This window comes from Coriobacteriaceae bacterium, assembly GCA_025992855.1.
Taxonomy (GTDB): domain Bacteria; phylum Actinomycetota; class Coriobacteriia; order Coriobacteriales; family Coriobacteriaceae; genus Collinsella.
In genome coordinates, this window is sequence record DAJPGB010000001.1 from 2,103,697 (window position 1) to 2,118,881 (window position 15,185).

At 61.7% G+C, this 15,185-nt stretch carries 16 protein-coding genes; 1 reads left to right on the forward strand and 15 read right to left on the reverse strand.

The window, feature by feature from the left end:
- Positions 1-31: 31 nt before the first annotated feature.
- From OIL88_08975 to OIL88_09025, 11 genes are all read right to left on the reverse strand, one after another.
- Positions 32-1,186, reverse strand: a complete 1,155-nt coding sequence (locus OIL88_08975; protein ID HJI72490.1) for a cation diffusion facilitator family transporter — start codon at positions 1,184-1,186, stop codon at positions 32-34.
- Between the two features lie 140 nt (positions 1,187-1,326).
- A complete protein-coding gene (gene accD, locus OIL88_08980) occupies positions 1,327-3,045 on the reverse strand; it encodes an acetyl-CoA carboxylase, carboxyltransferase subunit beta (protein HJI72491.1) in 1,719 nt (572 codons plus the stop codon).
- Positions 3,038-4,381, reverse strand: a complete 1,344-nt coding sequence (locus OIL88_08985; protein ID HJI72492.1) for an acetyl-CoA carboxylase biotin carboxylase subunit — start codon at positions 4,379-4,381, stop codon at positions 3,038-3,040. The genes accD and OIL88_08985 overlap by 8 nt, the downstream gene beginning before the upstream one ends.
- Positions 4,382-4,391: 10 nt before the next feature.
- Positions 4,392-4,814 (reverse strand): 3-hydroxyacyl-ACP dehydratase FabZ, encoded by a 423-nt coding sequence (gene fabZ, locus OIL88_08990; protein HJI72493.1) that lies wholly within the window; start codon positions 4,812-4,814, stop codon positions 4,392-4,394.
- Between the two features lie 9 nt (positions 4,815-4,823).
- The gene (gene accB, locus OIL88_08995; protein HJI72494.1) at positions 4,824-5,297 is read right to left on the reverse strand and encodes an acetyl-CoA carboxylase biotin carboxyl carrier protein; all 474 of its coding nucleotides are present in this window, start codon (positions 5,295-5,297) and stop codon (positions 4,824-4,826) included.
- Positions 5,298-5,300: 3 nt separating this feature from the next.
- On the reverse strand, positions 5,301-6,548 hold the full coding sequence (gene fabF, locus OIL88_09000) for a beta-ketoacyl-ACP synthase II (GenBank protein HJI72495.1): 1,248 nt from the start codon (positions 6,546-6,548) through the stop codon (positions 5,301-5,303).
- A gap of 39 nt (positions 6,549-6,587) precedes the next feature.
- The gene (gene fabG, locus OIL88_09005; GenBank protein HJI72496.1) at positions 6,588-7,361 is read right to left on the reverse strand and encodes a 3-oxoacyl-[acyl-carrier-protein] reductase; all 774 of its coding nucleotides are present in this window, start codon (positions 7,359-7,361) and stop codon (positions 6,588-6,590) included.
- Between the two features lie 30 nt (positions 7,362-7,391).
- A complete protein-coding gene (locus tag OIL88_09010; GenBank protein ID HJI72497.1) occupies positions 7,392-8,318 on the reverse strand; it encodes an ACP S-malonyltransferase in 927 nt (308 codons plus the stop codon).
- Complete coding sequence (gene fabK / locus OIL88_09015) at positions 8,306-9,250, reverse strand: enoyl-[acyl-carrier-protein] reductase FabK (GenBank protein ID HJI72498.1); 945 nt, start codon at positions 9,248-9,250, stop codon at positions 8,306-8,308. Before fabK ends, OIL88_09010 begins: the two co-directional genes overlap by 13 nt.
- 2 nt (positions 9,251-9,252) lie before the next feature.
- The gene (locus OIL88_09020; GenBank protein ID HJI72499.1) at positions 9,253-9,489 is read right to left on the reverse strand and encodes an acyl carrier protein; all 237 of its coding nucleotides are present in this window, start codon (positions 9,487-9,489) and stop codon (positions 9,253-9,255) included.
- A gap of 51 nt (positions 9,490-9,540) precedes the next feature.
- A complete protein-coding gene (locus tag OIL88_09025) occupies positions 9,541-10,500 on the reverse strand; it encodes a ketoacyl-ACP synthase III (GenBank protein ID HJI72500.1) in 960 nt (319 codons plus the stop codon).
- 176 nt (positions 10,501-10,676) lie between these two features.
- Between OIL88_09025 and OIL88_09030 the strand changes: the two genes are divergently transcribed.
- Positions 10,677-11,453 (forward strand): biotin--[acetyl-CoA-carboxylase] ligase, encoded by a 777-nt coding sequence (locus OIL88_09030; GenBank protein ID HJI72501.1) that lies wholly within the window; start codon positions 10,677-10,679, stop codon positions 11,451-11,453.
- Between the two features lie 115 nt (positions 11,454-11,568).
- Here the strand turns inward: OIL88_09030 and rpsJ are convergent, their stop codons facing one another.
- The 4 genes from rpsJ to rpsL all read right to left on the reverse strand — a co-directional run bounded on the left by rpsJ (position 11,569) and on the right by rpsL (position 14,981).
- Positions 11,569-11,877 (reverse strand): 30S ribosomal protein S10, encoded by a 309-nt coding sequence (gene rpsJ, locus OIL88_09035; protein ID HJI72502.1) that lies wholly within the window; start codon positions 11,875-11,877, stop codon positions 11,569-11,571.
- A 60-nt stretch (positions 11,878-11,937) separates the two neighbouring features.
- The gene (gene fusA, locus OIL88_09040; protein ID HJI72503.1) at positions 11,938-14,037 is read right to left on the reverse strand and encodes an elongation factor G; all 2,100 of its coding nucleotides are present in this window, start codon (positions 14,035-14,037) and stop codon (positions 11,938-11,940) included.
- Between the two features lie 19 nt (positions 14,038-14,056).
- Positions 14,057-14,530: a 30S ribosomal protein S7 gene (gene rpsG / locus OIL88_09045; GenBank protein HJI72504.1), complete on the reverse strand. Its 474-nt coding sequence runs from the start codon at positions 14,528-14,530 to the stop codon at positions 14,057-14,059.
- A 73-nt stretch (positions 14,531-14,603) separates the two neighbouring features.
- Positions 14,604-14,981, reverse strand: coding sequence for a 30S ribosomal protein S12 (rpsL, locus tag OIL88_09050; protein HJI72505.1), 378 nt, complete (start codon positions 14,979-14,981; stop codon positions 14,604-14,606).
- Positions 14,982-15,185: the final 204 nt, after the last annotated feature.

Sequence of the window (15,185 nt, forward strand, 5' to 3'; positions counted from 1 at the left end):
CTTCTGTATAACTTGCTTTGCCGGCACAGCCCTACTCGTGGGTATGGCCTACGTAGTCTTCGTCGATCGTGATCTTGGCGACCGACTTGGGATATTCCGATTCGACCCGTTTCGCCAGCGCGCGCTTTAGGTCCTCGGCGCTCATCGCCAAATCCGAGGGACGTACGCAGTCAAAGATCACGTTGGTATGCGTGGGGCCCGGAACACAGCGTAGGTCGTGGATCGAGAGGCGGCTATCGACCTCTTGAGCCATAGCGTTGATGCGCAGACGCATGCTCGCTACCTTTGGATCGTCGGTCACGATGGGGTCGTAATGGAGCGTGACGATCATGCCGTCTTCGTTCCTAAACGACTGCTCGATGTTATCGAGCGTGTCGTGACTTTCCAGCGGGCTGGCCTCGGCCGCCATCTCGGCATGCGCACTTGCAAACTTCCTGCCCGGGCCGTAGTCGTGAACCATCAAATCGTGAACGCCCAAAACGCCGGGGTAGCTCATGATTTTGTCTCGAATGTGCTTGACCAGCTTAGGATCGGGTGCCTGGCCCAAAAGCGGGCTCACCGTATCCTGGATGAGTTCAAAACCGCTCCAGCCAATATAGGCGCCAACGGCAAGGCCGACCCATGCGTCAAGATTGATGTGCGTCACCTGCGAAACAATTGCGCACGCTAACACGGCGCCTGTGGCAAGGACATCGTTCTTAGAATCTTGCGCGGTCGCATGCAGCGTCTCGGACTCAATGCGATCGCCGAGCTTTTGGTTGAGGGCCGCCATCCACAGCTTTACAACCATCGAAAGTGCCAGGACTGCCACCAGGGCAAGCGAGAACTCGACAGGCTCTGGGTTGACGATACGCTCCACCGAGGACTTCACCAGTTCGATGCCAATAAGCAGCACGAGCGCCGCCACAACCAGACCCGAGAGATACTCGTAGCGGCCATGACCGTAAGGATGCTCGGGGTCTGCTGGCTTGCCCGCCAGCTTAAAGCCAAGCACGCTCACGATGTTCGAGCTAGCATCGGACAGATTATTCATGGCGTCCGCCACAATCGAAACCGATCCCGACAGCACGCCAATTACGCCCTTCGCAGCGCATAGTGCCACATTGGCGAGAATACACACCACGCCCGTCAACGTGCCCACGCGCGCACGGTCGCCCTGCGCACGCTTAACAATCCACTCGACCATCTACATCCGCCCCCACGGTACTACCTATATATCTATTGCTCAAACGGATTGTAGTGTAGCCACTTTGCCCCACAGATACAAAAAGGCCGCAACCCACACGGGCCACGACCTTGGAATGTGACATGCGGACTGTCCCTTTGTCACATCGTGCGGTACCGACCGATTGCGCGGTACTTTTCGTAGCGGAGGTTTGTGAGGGTCGCGTCGTCGAGCTGCCCAAGCGTATCGAAGGCATCAAATGCCGAGGACATGACGGCACCGGCGATCTCCTCATGCGACAGGCCCCTATCGTCAACAATGCCGTCGATGATGCCGAGCGCCAACAGATCGGGGGCCGTGAGCTTAAGCGCCTCGGCGGCCTCATTCGCGCGCTCGGTATCCTTCCACAGGATCGATGCACAGGCCTCGGGGCTCACGACCGAATAGGCCGAGCTCGAGAGCATCAGGATGCGGTCGGCCACGGACAGCGCCAGCGCGCCACCAGAGCCGCCCTCGCCTGTCACCACCGAGACAATCGGCGTCTTAAGGCCGCTCATCTCCATGAGATTCTGGGCAATCGCCTCGCCCTGGCCGCGCTCCTCGGCACCGATACCGCAAAACGCGCCCGAAGTATCAACCAGGCACAGAACCGGTCGACCAAATTTCTCGGCTTGGCGCATAAGGCGACGTGCCTTGCGGTAGCCCTCGGGATGTGCCATACCAAAGTTGCGACGCATGCGCTCTTTGGTCGTGGTACCGCGCTCGATGGCGATAACCGTCACGGGTCGCCCGTCTTTCCAGCCGATGCCGCCCACCACGGCAGCATCGTCGCCAAAGTAGCGGTCGCCGTGCAGCTCTACGAATCCGTCGAGACCCAACGAGATCATCTCGCCTGCCGTGGCGCGGTTCGCCGAGCGAGTCTGTTTGACGATTTCGAGCGCGCTTTTTGGTGCGGCCGAGCGCTTAAACAAGTGTCCCAGCTTTTTGTCGCGACGACCCGTATGCACGATCTCATGCGGTGCCCCCAGGCCGGGCGCGTGCCCTTCGTGCAGCGCCAGCAGCTCGCCTACCGTGAGCGCAATCTCACCACGCGGAACAACGGCATCGCAAAAGCCGTGCTCCAGCAAAAACTCGGAACGCTGGAATCCCTTGGGCAGACGCTTGTGCATGTTCTGCTCGATCACGCGCGGGCCGGCAAATGCTGTCAGGGCATCGGGCTCGGCCAGGATAATGTCGCCCTCCATGGCAAAGCTCGCGGTTACGCCTCCGGTCGTGGGGTCGGTGAGTACCGTGATGTACAGGCCGCCCGCCTCGCTGTGGCGCCTAACCGCCGCAGAAATCTTGGCCATCTGCATAAGCGAGGTCACGCCCTCCTGCATGCGGGCGCCGCCCGATACGGTAAAGCCAACGACCGGCAGCCCCAACTCGGCCGCGCGCTCAAAGACACGACAGATCTTCTCGCCCACCACGGAGCCCATCGAGCCCATCATAAAGTTGGCGTCCATAAAGAAGAGCGCGGTATCGCAGCCGCGGATTTTACCCCTGCCGCACACGACGGCATCGCGCTCGCCCGAACGCTCGCTCACGCTCTTAAGCTTGTCGGCATAGCCGGGAAACGAGAGGAAGTCCTCTGACGCCAGTTCGGCATCCCACTCCTCAAAGGTACCCGCGTCGACCGTCATGCGCATACGGTCGCGCCCTCTCACGCGAAAATGCTTGCCGCAACGGGGGCACACCTCGAGGTTGTCGTGCAGGCGTGCCTCATCGATCACACGGCGGCACTCCGGGCACTTGATAAACACGTGGCGCGCGGGAAACTCGGCGCATGACTCGGTCATCGGCCCCTCGAGGACGTTGACCGTCTTCGCTTTCCTATTCATCAGCATAGAGATGCCCCATCAGATCGGTGTGATACATGCCCGACAAGAACTCGTCGTTTGCCAGCACGTCGAGCTGAAGCTCGCTGTTTTCGCTCACGCCCTCAATCACGAGCTCGCCTAGGGCCGAGCGCATCTTGCGAATGGCACCGTCACGCGTGGGCGCACACACGATGAGCTTGCCGAGCATGGAGTCGTAGTACGGCGGAACTTTCGCACCGGTAAACATGGCGGAATCCCAGCGCACGCGCGGGCCACCCGGCACACGCAACGCGGTGACCGTTCCGCACGACGGCAGAAAGTCCGGCGTTTCGGCATTGATGCGGCACTCCATGGCGTGGTTGCGCACCGGCATGTCCTCCTGCTCAAAGGGCAGAGGCTGGCCGGCTGCCACGCGCAGCTGCCACTTGACCAAGTCGGTATCGGTCACAAACTCTGTAACCGGATGCTCCACCTGCAAGCGCGTGTTCATTTCCATAAAGTAGAAATTGCCGTCGTCCGAGTACAGAAACTCGATGGTGCCAGCGCCCTCATAACCGACGGCACGAGCCAAGTCGCGCGCCGCCTTGTGCATGCGCGCGCGAATATCATCGCGTCCGTCGAGGCACGGCGCGGGGCTCTCCTCGATCAGCTTTTGGTTGCGGCGCTGCACCGAGCACTCGCGCTCGCCGAGCGAAAACACATGGCCCTGCTTATCGGCCATAATCTGCACCTCGACGTGGTGCGCCGGCGCGACGAACTTCTCCATGTAGCACTCGCCGTCGCCAAAAACGGCCTCGCCCTCGGCACGCGCCTCGATGAACGCCTTTGCCGCATCTTCCACGCGCTCGACCTTGCGAATGCCGCGACCGCCACCGCCCGCACGCGCCTTGATGAGCACGGGGCAGCCAATGCGCTCGGCCTCGGCCGTCGCCTCCTCGGGGCTTTTGAGCAAATCGCAGCCCGGCACGATGGGCACGCCCGCCGCGGCAGCCGTTCTACGTGCGGCATCCTTGTCGCCCATGCTGTCGATGACCTCGGCCGAGGGACCAACAAACGCCAGACCGTACTTGTCGCAGTCGCGCACGAAGCTCGCCTTCTCGGAGAAAAAGCCATAGCCGGGATGAATTGCCTTAGCTCCCGACTTTACGGCACAGGTGAGCACGGCATCGTCGTTGAGGTAGCTCTCGGCAAGACGCGGGCCGCCGATGCAATACGCCTCGTCGGCAAGCTGCACGTGCAGCGCGTCCGCATCGGCCGTGGAATAAACGGCGACGGTCTTGATGCCCATATCGCGGCACGCGCGGATAACACGGACCGCGACTTCGCCGCGGTTGGCGATGAGCACTTTGTCGAACATGAAGCCTTCCTTAACTTTCGTGCATGAGTGCAAAAGACATATCGGCGCGGCAGCAAACCTCACCGTTGACGCTCGCAGTACCCGTCGCAAAGCGGAACGGCCCGCGCGCACGCGTGATGGTGCACACCAGATCAACCGTGTCGCCCGGGCGCACCGGACGCTTAAAGCGCACCTTGTCCAGACTCGTGTAGAACGGCGTCGCGCCGCGCGCCTCCTCATCGCCCATCAGCAGCACGCAACAGTTTTGGGCGAGCATCTCGCACTGAATCACGCCGGGGACCACCGGGTTTCCCGGAAAATGCCCCTGCAAAAAGTACTCGTCGCCCGTGATCGTGATCTTGCCGTGGGCCTCGTCGCCCACCAGCTCGGCCTCGTCGAGCAAAAGCATCGGTTCGCGATGCGGCAACAGTTCCTTAAGCTCTTCTTTGTTCATGGATATCACCTATCCGATCCTCATGAGGCAGCTGCCAAACTCCACGAGGTCGCCGTCGGCCACGCAGATCTCGAGCACCTCGCCGTCTGCCTCTGCCGTTACCTCGTTGAGAACCTTCATGGCCTCGATGATGCAGAGCGTCTCGCCGGCCTTGACCTTAGAGCCCACGTGCACAAACGGCTCGTCGCCCGGCGCCGGGGCAGCATAGAAAACGCCGACCATGGGAGCGGTCACCTCGGTGCCCTTGGGCTCTGGTGCGGCGGCAGGTGTCTGCGCGGCGGGCTCCGGTGCGGCAGGCGCGACTGTGGGAGCTGCAACTGGAGCGGCCATAGCGCTCGGCATGGGCATGGGCACGGCAACCGGCTGTGCGGCGCTCGCGCGCTCGAGTTCGACCGCGGTGCCATCGGGCTCCTCAACGCGCACGCGCGTGAGGCCGCGGTCCTCCATCACATCGGCTATCTCGGCAAGTCTTTTGGAATCCATGCTCTAGCTCCTCGTATATCTACGCAGCGCGATGGCGGCGTTGTGCCCGCCAAAGCCTAGGTTGGTCGAAAGCGCCCAGGTAAGGTCGGCGCGAACTGCGCGATTGGGCGTGTAGTCAAGATCGCAGGCGGGATCGGGCGTGCGGTAGTTAATGGTCGGCGGCACCACGCCCTGCTCGAGCGCCATGGCGCAGGCCATGACCTCGATGGCGCCCGTGGCACCGATCATGTGGCCGGTCATCGACTTAGTCGACGAGACGTGCGCGGCGCGCGCCGCGTCCTCGCCGAGCGCACGCTTAATGCCCGCCGTCTCGGACGAATCGTTGAGCTTGGTCGATGTGCCGTGGGCATTGATGTAGAGGCCCTCGGAAGGCCTGACGTCGCCCTCGGTCACCGCCAGCGATATCGCGCGGGCAATGCCGGCAGCCTCGGGATCAGGGCTCGTGATGTGATAGGCATCATCGGTGTTGCCGTAGCCCACGACCTCGGCATAAATGTGCGCACCGCGCGCCTGCGCATGTTCCATGCTCTCGAGCACGAGCACGCAGGCGCCCTCGCCCATCACAAAGCCATCGCGGTCTGCATCGAACGGGCGGCAAGCCGTCGCGGGATCAGGGTTGGTGGTCAATGCGCGGCAGGACGTAAAGCCCGCAACGGCATCGGGGATAATTGCGGCCTCGGCGCCGCCCGCGAGGATCGCGTCGGCATAGCCGTGCTTTATGGCGCGGAACGCCTCGCCCACCGCATGGGCCGAGGTTGCGCACGCGGTCACCACGGGCAGGGTCGGGCCCTTTGCCTTGTGGCGGATTGCGATATTGCCCGATGCCATGTTGGGGATCATCATCGCGATCATATAGGGCGATGCGCGGCGGGGCCCACGTTCGGCAATCGTATGGACGTTGTCGACGAGCGTCGTCATGCCGCCCACGCCCGAGCCCACGTAGACGCCCAGGCGCTCGCGATCGATGGCGCCTTCGACATCAAAGCCCGCATCGTGCATGGCTTCGTCCGAAGCCGCCATCGCAAACTGAACGCAGGGGTCGAGATGCTTGGCGTCACGCTTGCCAAAGTACTCGTTGCCGTCAAAGCCCTTGACCTCGGCTGCCACCTTGACGGCAAACGCATCGGTATCGAAGTGCGTGATCGGGCCGATGCCGCACGTGCCAGCACACATTGCCGCCCAGGTGGCAAGCGCGGTGTTGCCGAGCGGCGACACGGCACCGATACCGGTGATTGCAACTCTCTGTTCCATCATGGTCTCCTCATCCAAGCCGTTCTTCGGCCCTGGTTTCTACATCGCCATTCCGCCGTCGACGCGCACGACCTCACCCGTAATGTAGGCAGCCGCATCACTCGCCAGAAAGCGCACTACGCCGGCCACCTCCTCGGGGCGCGCCATACGCTTAAGGGGAATCTGCTCCTCGGTTACCGTACGCACCTTCTCCGAGAGCTTTGCCGTCATATCCGTCTCGACAAACCCGGGGGCAACCGCGTTCACTCGTACGCCGCGGGGCGCAAGCTCGCGCGCCACCGCCTTGGTCAGGCCGATCACGCCCGCCTTGGAGGCAGCGTAGTTGGCTTGCCCGGCATTGCCCATCAGGCCCACGACCGAGCTCATGTTGACGACGCAGCCGCCGCGCTGGCGCATAAAGGTCTTGGTGAGCGCGCGCGTCGTGTTAAACGTTCCTTTAAGATTGACATCGAGCACGCGATCGAAGGCGTCATCGCCCATGCGCATGAGCAGGCCATCGCGGGTGATGCCAGCGTTGTTGACGAGCGCCCAAATGGAGCCAAAGTCGTTGAGGACCGCTTCCACGCACGCGTTGACGGCAGCGGGGTCGGCCACGTCGCATTGATATGAGCGCGCCGTGGCGCCAGCCGCCTCGCAGGCGTCGCACGTCTCGCGCGCCGCATCGACGCTGCCGGCATAGACGACGGCGATATCGTAGCCATCCTCCGCCAGACCGATAGCGCAGGCGCGGCCGATACCCCGCGAGCCGCCCGTGACCAGTGCCACGCGACGTGAGTCGTTGCGCTCGAGCGCGCCATTGTTCAAGTTGCCCATGTCATTCCTTTCGGGTTACAGCCCTGTGGACTATGCGAGCTCGTCGGCAATAGCTGCGACCTGCTCGGCCGTCTCGCACGAATACACACGAACGTCGCTCAGCGTACGCTTGACCAGGCCGGACAGCGTTTTGCCGGGGCCGACCTCAATAAATGTGTCGATGCCTTGATCCTGCAGAGCATGCAGCGTATCGACCCAGCGTACGGCATGGCTCACCTGATTGGCCAAGACATCCGATGCCGTCTGGGGATCCGCCGGATAGGGCGCCGCTGTCATATTTGCCAAAACAGGAATGAGCAACGGGGACGGCGCGTGACCGGCCTCAATATATGCGGCAAGGCCACAGGTCGCCTCGGCCATATAGGGGCTATGAAATGCACCCGACACCGCGACCTTCATGGCGCGGCCGCCAGCCTCTTTTACTAGGACGTCGAGCTCCTGCAGCGCCTCGGGCGCTCCGGCCACAACCGTCTGCTGTGGGCTGTTGTAGTTGACTGGCCAGCAGTCCTCGCCGGCATGTTTTGCCAGGCCCTCGACTTGCGCCGCATCGAGCTTGATGACGGCGCGCATGCCGCCCGGATGGCGCTCGGCAGCCGCGGCCATCAGCGCCGCGCGCTCGCACACGAGCTCAAAGCCCGCTCGCGTATCGAACGCCCCCGCAAAGGTGAGCGCGGCGACCTCGCCCAGCGAGAATCCCGCACAGGCGGCAGGTACCACGCCACGCTCACGCAGGGCGGCAGCCGCTGCCAGGTCGTGAACGAACACGCACGGCTGCGTGTTCTCGGTCTGCGAGAGCTCCTCCTTGGAGGCACTCCGGCATTGCTCGCTGGTCCCCGGGCGCACCTCGTCGGCAATGGCGAACACCTCGGCGGCCGCCGGCGATGTCTCGATCAAGTCGACGCCCATCGCGGGGTGCTGGGCACCCTGGCCGGCAAACAAAAACGCTACGCCACCCATGCGCACGCACCCTTCAGGACGTGCTCGGCGCCATCGACCAGGTCGTCAACGATTTCGCGTGCGCTCTGGCGCTCGTTGACCATGCCGGCAATCTGTCCACACAAAAACGAACCCTCTTCGTAGTTGCCGTCCTTGGCGGCCTTACGCAGCGCACCGGTTCCCATAGCACCGAGCTCCTCGGCACTCGCGCCGGAACCCTCGCTCTTGGCATAGGCGTTGGTGAAGGGGCTCTTGAGGGCGCGCACTGGATGTCCCGTCGAGCGACCGGTCGCACGCGTTGAAGTGTCGTTGGCCTTCAGGACCATCTCTTTGTACTGCTCCGAGACGGTGCACTCGTCTGCGACCAGAAAGCGCGTACCCACTTGCACGCCTTCGGCGCCCAGCATAAAGGCGGCCGCCACGCCGCGGCCGTCGGCAATACCGCCGGCGGCCACGACGGGAATGTCAACCGCATCGACGACCTGCGGCACCAGTGCCATCGTCGAGGTCTCGCCAATATGGCCGCCCGATTCGGTACCCTCGGCAACAACCGCCGTGGCTCCACGACGTGCCACGAGGCGCGCCAGCGCCACCGAGGCAACGACCGGGATGACCTTGATGCCCGCCTCGTTCCACGCCTTCATGTACTTGGCGGGATTGCCGGCGCCCGTCACGACGACCGGCACTCGCTCGTCAATCACGACCTGTGCAACCTCGTCGGCAAACGGGCTCATGAGCATGACGTTCACGCCAAAGGGCTTATCCGTCTTGGCGCGCAGCTCATGAATCTGGTCGCGAAGCCAGTTGGCGTCGGCGTTCATGGCCGCGATGATGCCTAAGCCACCCGCCTCGGACACTGCGGACGCCAGCGAGGCATCGGCAATCCAGGCCATACCGCCCTGGAACACGGGCTTTTCGATGCCGAGCAGATCGCAGAGAGGAGTCTTGAGCATCTCTACTTCTCCAATGCCGCCTCGACCGTATCGGCGAACTCGCCGACCGTCTTGGGGTTCTCCTCGGTATCGAGCTGGATGCCAAACTCGTCCTCGACGGCAACGAGGATCTCGACGGTGCCCAGGCTGTCGAGACCAATCTCCTCGAGCGTGGACTCGGGCTTCATCTCGACATCGTCAAGACCGGCGGTCTCGCGGATAACGTCGCAAACGCGCTCGAAGGTCTTCTGATCTGCCATGGTAGTTCTCCTTTGGTTGTGCCCTAGGGCGTTTTTATTTCCTATGTGCGACTACTTCCAACGAAGCAGATAGCCACCTATATCCAGACCGGCGCCAAATCCAACCAAGGCGATGGTGTCGCCTGTGTGAAGTGCACCGGCGTTTGCCAGCCGGTCGAGGGCAAGCGGAATGCATGCGCTCGAAATGTTGCCGGTCTCGCGCAACGTGCGAACCACGCGCTCGTCCGGCACGCCCAGGCGCTTGACCGCCTGGCTCAGGATTCGTTCGTTAGCCTGATGGAATACAAAATGATCGATGTCTTCGACCAAAATGCCCGCATCGATCGCAAGCTTATGGACCGTGTCGCAGATGGCGTTGACGCCGAACTTGAACACGCGGCGGCCATTCATGGACAGCACGCTCGCGCTATCTGCGGAAGCCTTAAACGGCGAGGTACCGACCAGACCGGGAACGCGCAACGTCTCGACGTCGGGCGCCGTCGAAAGCTCAACGGCAAGGGGACTGTCTCCCCCAGCTTCAATCACTGCGGCGCCTGCCCCATCGCCAAAAAGCACGCAGGTGGCACGGTCGGTCCAGTCGAGCGCGCGCGTCATCTGCTCGGCAGCAACAACAAGCACGCGCTCGGCACGGCTGCGGGCGATATAGCCCTCGGCGACATCGAGCGCAAATACGAAGCCGGCACAAGCCGCCGAGACATCGAAGGCAGGGCACGTCGCGCCTAGTCGCTCAGCAACGGCACACGCCTCAGCGGGAACAAGGTGGTCACCCGTCGTCGTCGAGCAGACGATCAGATCCAGCTGGCTCGCGTCGATTCCGGACACCTGGAGTGCCCGCTCGCTCGCCGCTACGGCAAGGTCGTCAAGTGACTCGGTGGTGCAGACGTGGCGGCTCTTGATACCGGTGCGAGTAAAAATCCACTCATCCGAGGTATCGAGGAACTCAGACAGCTCGTCATTGGAAACACTGCGCTCAGGAAGTGCCGAACCTGTTCCAAGAATCGTGAAACCCATCACTAACCTCCTTTGAGTTGTTGACGTGTTTACATCGACCAAGAGAGGATAACGCATTTCAGTCTTTGTTGACGTGTTAACATTAAATTGTCCAAATGCGACAAAGGCTTCACATTGTGTCTATCTCTCGACACCATTACGCGATTGCCTTATTACCTTAGGAGGTACCAGCTGTTATGGATTTACGTTTAACAGTGGTCGACGTAACCGGATCGACCAACGATGACCTGCTCGAAGCAGGAAAACAGGGGGCGCCGCACGGCACAGGACTTGCCGCCCGGGCTCAAACAGCAGGACGCGGTCGGCGCGGGCACAAGTGGGACTCAACCGCCGGCAACCTATTGCTTTCGATTGTCCTGCGTCCATGCGTTAATCCCGCAAAGTACTCTGGTCTTGCCGCTGTCAGCGGCCTAGCGGTGCTCGAAGCACTCGAAAAGCAGGGTCTTGCAAACGAGATTGGCCTCAAATGGCCCAACGACCTGGTCGCGAGTGGACGCAAACTCGGCGGCATTCTGGTCGAGGCCGCACGCGATAACGAAGGCAGCCCCTTTGCGGTCTGTGGCATCGGCGTCAACGTGAACTATGTGCCCGCGGAGGTTCCCGATGGCGGCCTGCCCGCAATCGGTCTCTCGTATCTCAACGAGAACGTTCCCGCCGTCGATGTGCTACTCAAACAGGTCTATCACGCAGTCGTGAACGCTGTAGATGCGTGGGCAGAACGCCTCAACGCCATGGAAGAAGACGCCGGACCGCTCGCGCCCGTCCACGATGATTATGTAGCTCACCTCAATTGGATAGGGGAAACCGTTATCGCCCGTTCCCCTGTCGGTGACGAGCTGGCGCGTGGCATCTTTAAAACGGTCGATGGCTTTGGTCGCGCGTGCATCGAAACGGAAGACGGCTTTCGATCTTTCCATTTTGAGGAGGCATCGCTGCGTCCCATGAGCGAATAGGGCGCCGCAACCACCTACTCGGCAGCATTACCCCGCAGTCCAAACCATCATTCAAAACAAAAGGGCCCCACTGCCGTTACGGCAGCGGGGCCCTTTAAGCTATGAGCGATATCGCTTAGAGCTTGATGTCGATGTCGACGCCAGCGGGGAGGTCGAGACGCATGAGCGAATCAACGGTGCCCGAGGTGGGGTCGAGGATGTCGATGAGGCGCTTGTGGGTGCGCATCTCGAACTGCTCACGGGAGTCCTTGTTCACGTGCGGCGAGCGGATAACCGTGTACAGGTTGCGCTCGGTGGGCAGGGGGACAGGACCGGAAACGCGAGCGCCGGTCTTCTGAGCGGTCTCGACGATGAGCTTCGCGGACTGATCGACGACCTCGTGATCATAGCCCTTGAGGCGAATGCGGATCTTCTGGGTAGCCAACTTAAACCTCCAAAGAGTGCGAGAGATGTTCTCGCGGATTACGTAACAGGGAGCTCGAACTTAGGCGTTCTTGCTCATGACCTCGTCCACGATGGACTTGGGCGCGGGCTCATAAGAGTCGAACTGCATCGTGTAGGATGCACGGCCCTGGGTCTGGGAGCGAAGGTCGGTAGCGTAACCGAACATCTCGCCCAGCGGCACCTTGGCACGGATGAGCTTGCTGTTCTTGCGATCCTCCATGCCCTCGATCTTGCCGCGGCGACCGGAGAGGTTGCCCATAACGTCGCCCATGTACTGCTCGGGGGTCTCAACCTCGACAGCCATGATCGGCTCGAGCAGCTGCGGATCGGACTTCTTGAGGGCGTCCTTGATAGCCATGGAACCGGCGATCTTGAAGGCGGCCTCGGAGGAGTCGACCTCGTGGTAAGAACCGTCGAACAGGGTGACCTTAACGTCGAGGACCGGGAAGCCGGCGATAACACCGGTGTTCAGGGCCTCCTGGATGCCCTTGTCGATGGACGGGATGTACTCTTTGGGCACGACGCCGCCGACGATAGCGTTGACGAACTCGTAGCCGAAGCCCTCCTCCATCTTCTCGAGCTTGATGACGGCGTGGCCGTACTGACCGCGACCACCGGACTGACGGACGAACTTGCCCTCAGCCTTCTCGACGTCGTGACCAGCGGTCTCGCGGTAGGCAACCTGGGGCTTACCAACGTTAGCGTCAACCTTGAACTCGCGGAGCAGACGGTCGACGATGATCTCGAGGTGCAGCTCGCCCATGCCGGCGATAATGGTCTGGCCGGTCTCGTGGTTGGTGGACACCTGGAAGGTCGGGTCCTCCTCGGCGAGCTTGGTCAGAGCCAGGGACATCTTGTCCTGCTCGGCCTTGGTCTTGGGCTCGATGGCAACGTCGATAACGGGCTTAGCGAACTCGATCTTCTCGAGGACGATCTCCTTGCCCTCGGCGCACAGGGTGTCACCGGTGGTGGAGTTCTTGAAGCCGACGCAAGCGACGATGTCGCCAGCGGCAGCGTCGTCACGGTCGATACGCTCGGCGGCGTTCATCTCGAGGATGCGGCCGAGGCGCTCGCGCTGACCGTTGGAAGCGTTGACCACGTAGGAGCCGGACTCGGCGCGGCCGGAGTAAACGCGGACATAGGTGAGCTTACCGACGAACGGGTCGGTCATGATCTTGAAGACCAGGCCGGAGAAGGGCTCGTCGAAGGAAGGATGACGCTGAATCTCCTCGCCGGTGTCCGGATCGGTACCGGTGACGGCCTCGACGTCGAGCGGGCTGGGCAGGTAGTCGACGACAGCGTCGAGCAGCTCCTGAACGCCCTTGTTCTTGTAGGCGGAACCCACGAAGACGAGGTTGAGCTCGTTGGCCAGAACGCCCTTGCGCAGAGCAGCCTTGAGCTCCTCGACGGTGAAGTCCTCCTCCATGAGGATCTTCTCCATGAGCTCGTCGTCAAAGCTGGCAGCAGCGTCAAGGAGCTCCTCGCGCTTGGTGGCAGCGATGTCGGCAAACTCAGCCGGGATCTCGTCCATCGGCTCGGGGTAGGTCATACCCTTCTCGTCGGCCTTGAAGTCCCATGCAGTCATGGTGACCAGGTCGATGACGCCCCAGAAGTTGTCCTCGGCGCCCATCGGGACCTGAGCGGCCACGGCGTTAGCATCGAGACGATCCTTCATGGTCTCGATAGCGTTGAAGAAGTCAGCGCCCACGCGGTCATACTTGTTGATGAAGGCGATGCGGGGGACGTTGAAGGTAGAAGCCTGACGCCAAACGGTCTCAGACTGGGGCTGAACGCCGGCAACGGCGTCGAAGACGGCGACAGCGCCATCGAGGACGCGCAGGCAGCGCTCGACCTCGGCGGTGAAGTCAACGTGGCCCGGGGTGTCGATGATCTGGATGCGGTAGTCCTTACCGTCCTTGTTCCAGAAGCAGGTGGTAGCAGCGGAGGTAATGGTTACGCCGCGCTCCTGCTCCTGAACCATCCAGTCCATGGTGGCAGCGCCCTCATGGACCTCACCGATCTTGTGGGTCTTACCGGTGTAGTAAAGAATACGCTCGGTCGTGGTGGTCTTACCGGCATCGATGTGAGCCATGATGCCGATGTTACGGGTATCGGAAAGCTTGTACTTAGGCTTAGCCATGTTAGTTCCTTACCTTAACTTACCAACGATAGTGAGAGAACGCGCGGTTGGCCTCGGCCATCTTGAAGACGTCCTCACGCTTCTTGACGGAAGCGCCCAGGCCGTTGGAAGCGTCGAGGATCTCGTTGGCGAGACGCTCGGCCATGGTCTTCTCCTTGCGAGCGCGGGAGAAGTTGACGATCCAGCGGATGCCCAGAGCGGTGGAACGACGGGAGTTGACCTCCATCGGGACCTGATAGGTAGCGCCACCGACACGCTTGGGCTTAACCTCGAGCGTGGGCTTGACGTTGTCCATAGCCTTCTTGAAGGTAGCGAGAGCGTCGCCACCCTCGGACTTCTCGGCAACGATCTCGAAAGCGGTGTAAACGATGCGCTCAGCGGTGGCCTTCTTGCCGTCAAGAAGGACCTTGTTGATGAGCTGAGTCACCAGGCGGTTGTTGTAAACGGCGTCAGGCTGAACCTCACGACGATTAGCTGCTGCACGACGCGGCATGTGAAATCTCCTTAAGTGTCTACCGTGCGGCCCTTAGGCGGCACACGGCGAAAGTATCAAAACGTTATCTGGCTTATTTAGCCTTGGGGCGCTTAGCACCGTACTTGGAACGGGCCTGCATACGGTTCTGGACCGGAGCAGCGTCGTAGGCGCCACGGATGACGTGATAACGGACACCAGGGAGGTCACGGACACGACCGCCGCGGACGAGCACGATGGAGTGCTCCTGCAGGTTGTGGCCCTCACCCGGGATGTAAGCAGTAACTTCGATGCCGTTGACGAGGCGAACACGGGCAACCTTACGAAGAGCCGAGTTCGGCTTCTTGGGGCTCGTGGTGAAGACGCGGGTGCACACGCCGCGCTTCTGGGAGTTGTGCTGCAGAGCAGCGTTCTTGGACTTCTTGGGCACGGAACGACGGCCCTGGCGAACCAGCTGGTTAATAGTAGGCAAAGCGTACTCCTTCTCGAATGATTCCAGCTTTCTGTAAAGTGCAACGGCTTGAATCGAGGGGTCAGCATCCCCCTACGAAACACGCAGTTCGATAGGATACGTGGCGTTAGCTGTGCCGTCAACAGACCACGCCGCCGGGCGTATCCCAAAATAGCCATATTTCCGCAAAGCCTACACAAAAGGAATCCCCTCCTGTGCGCGGGG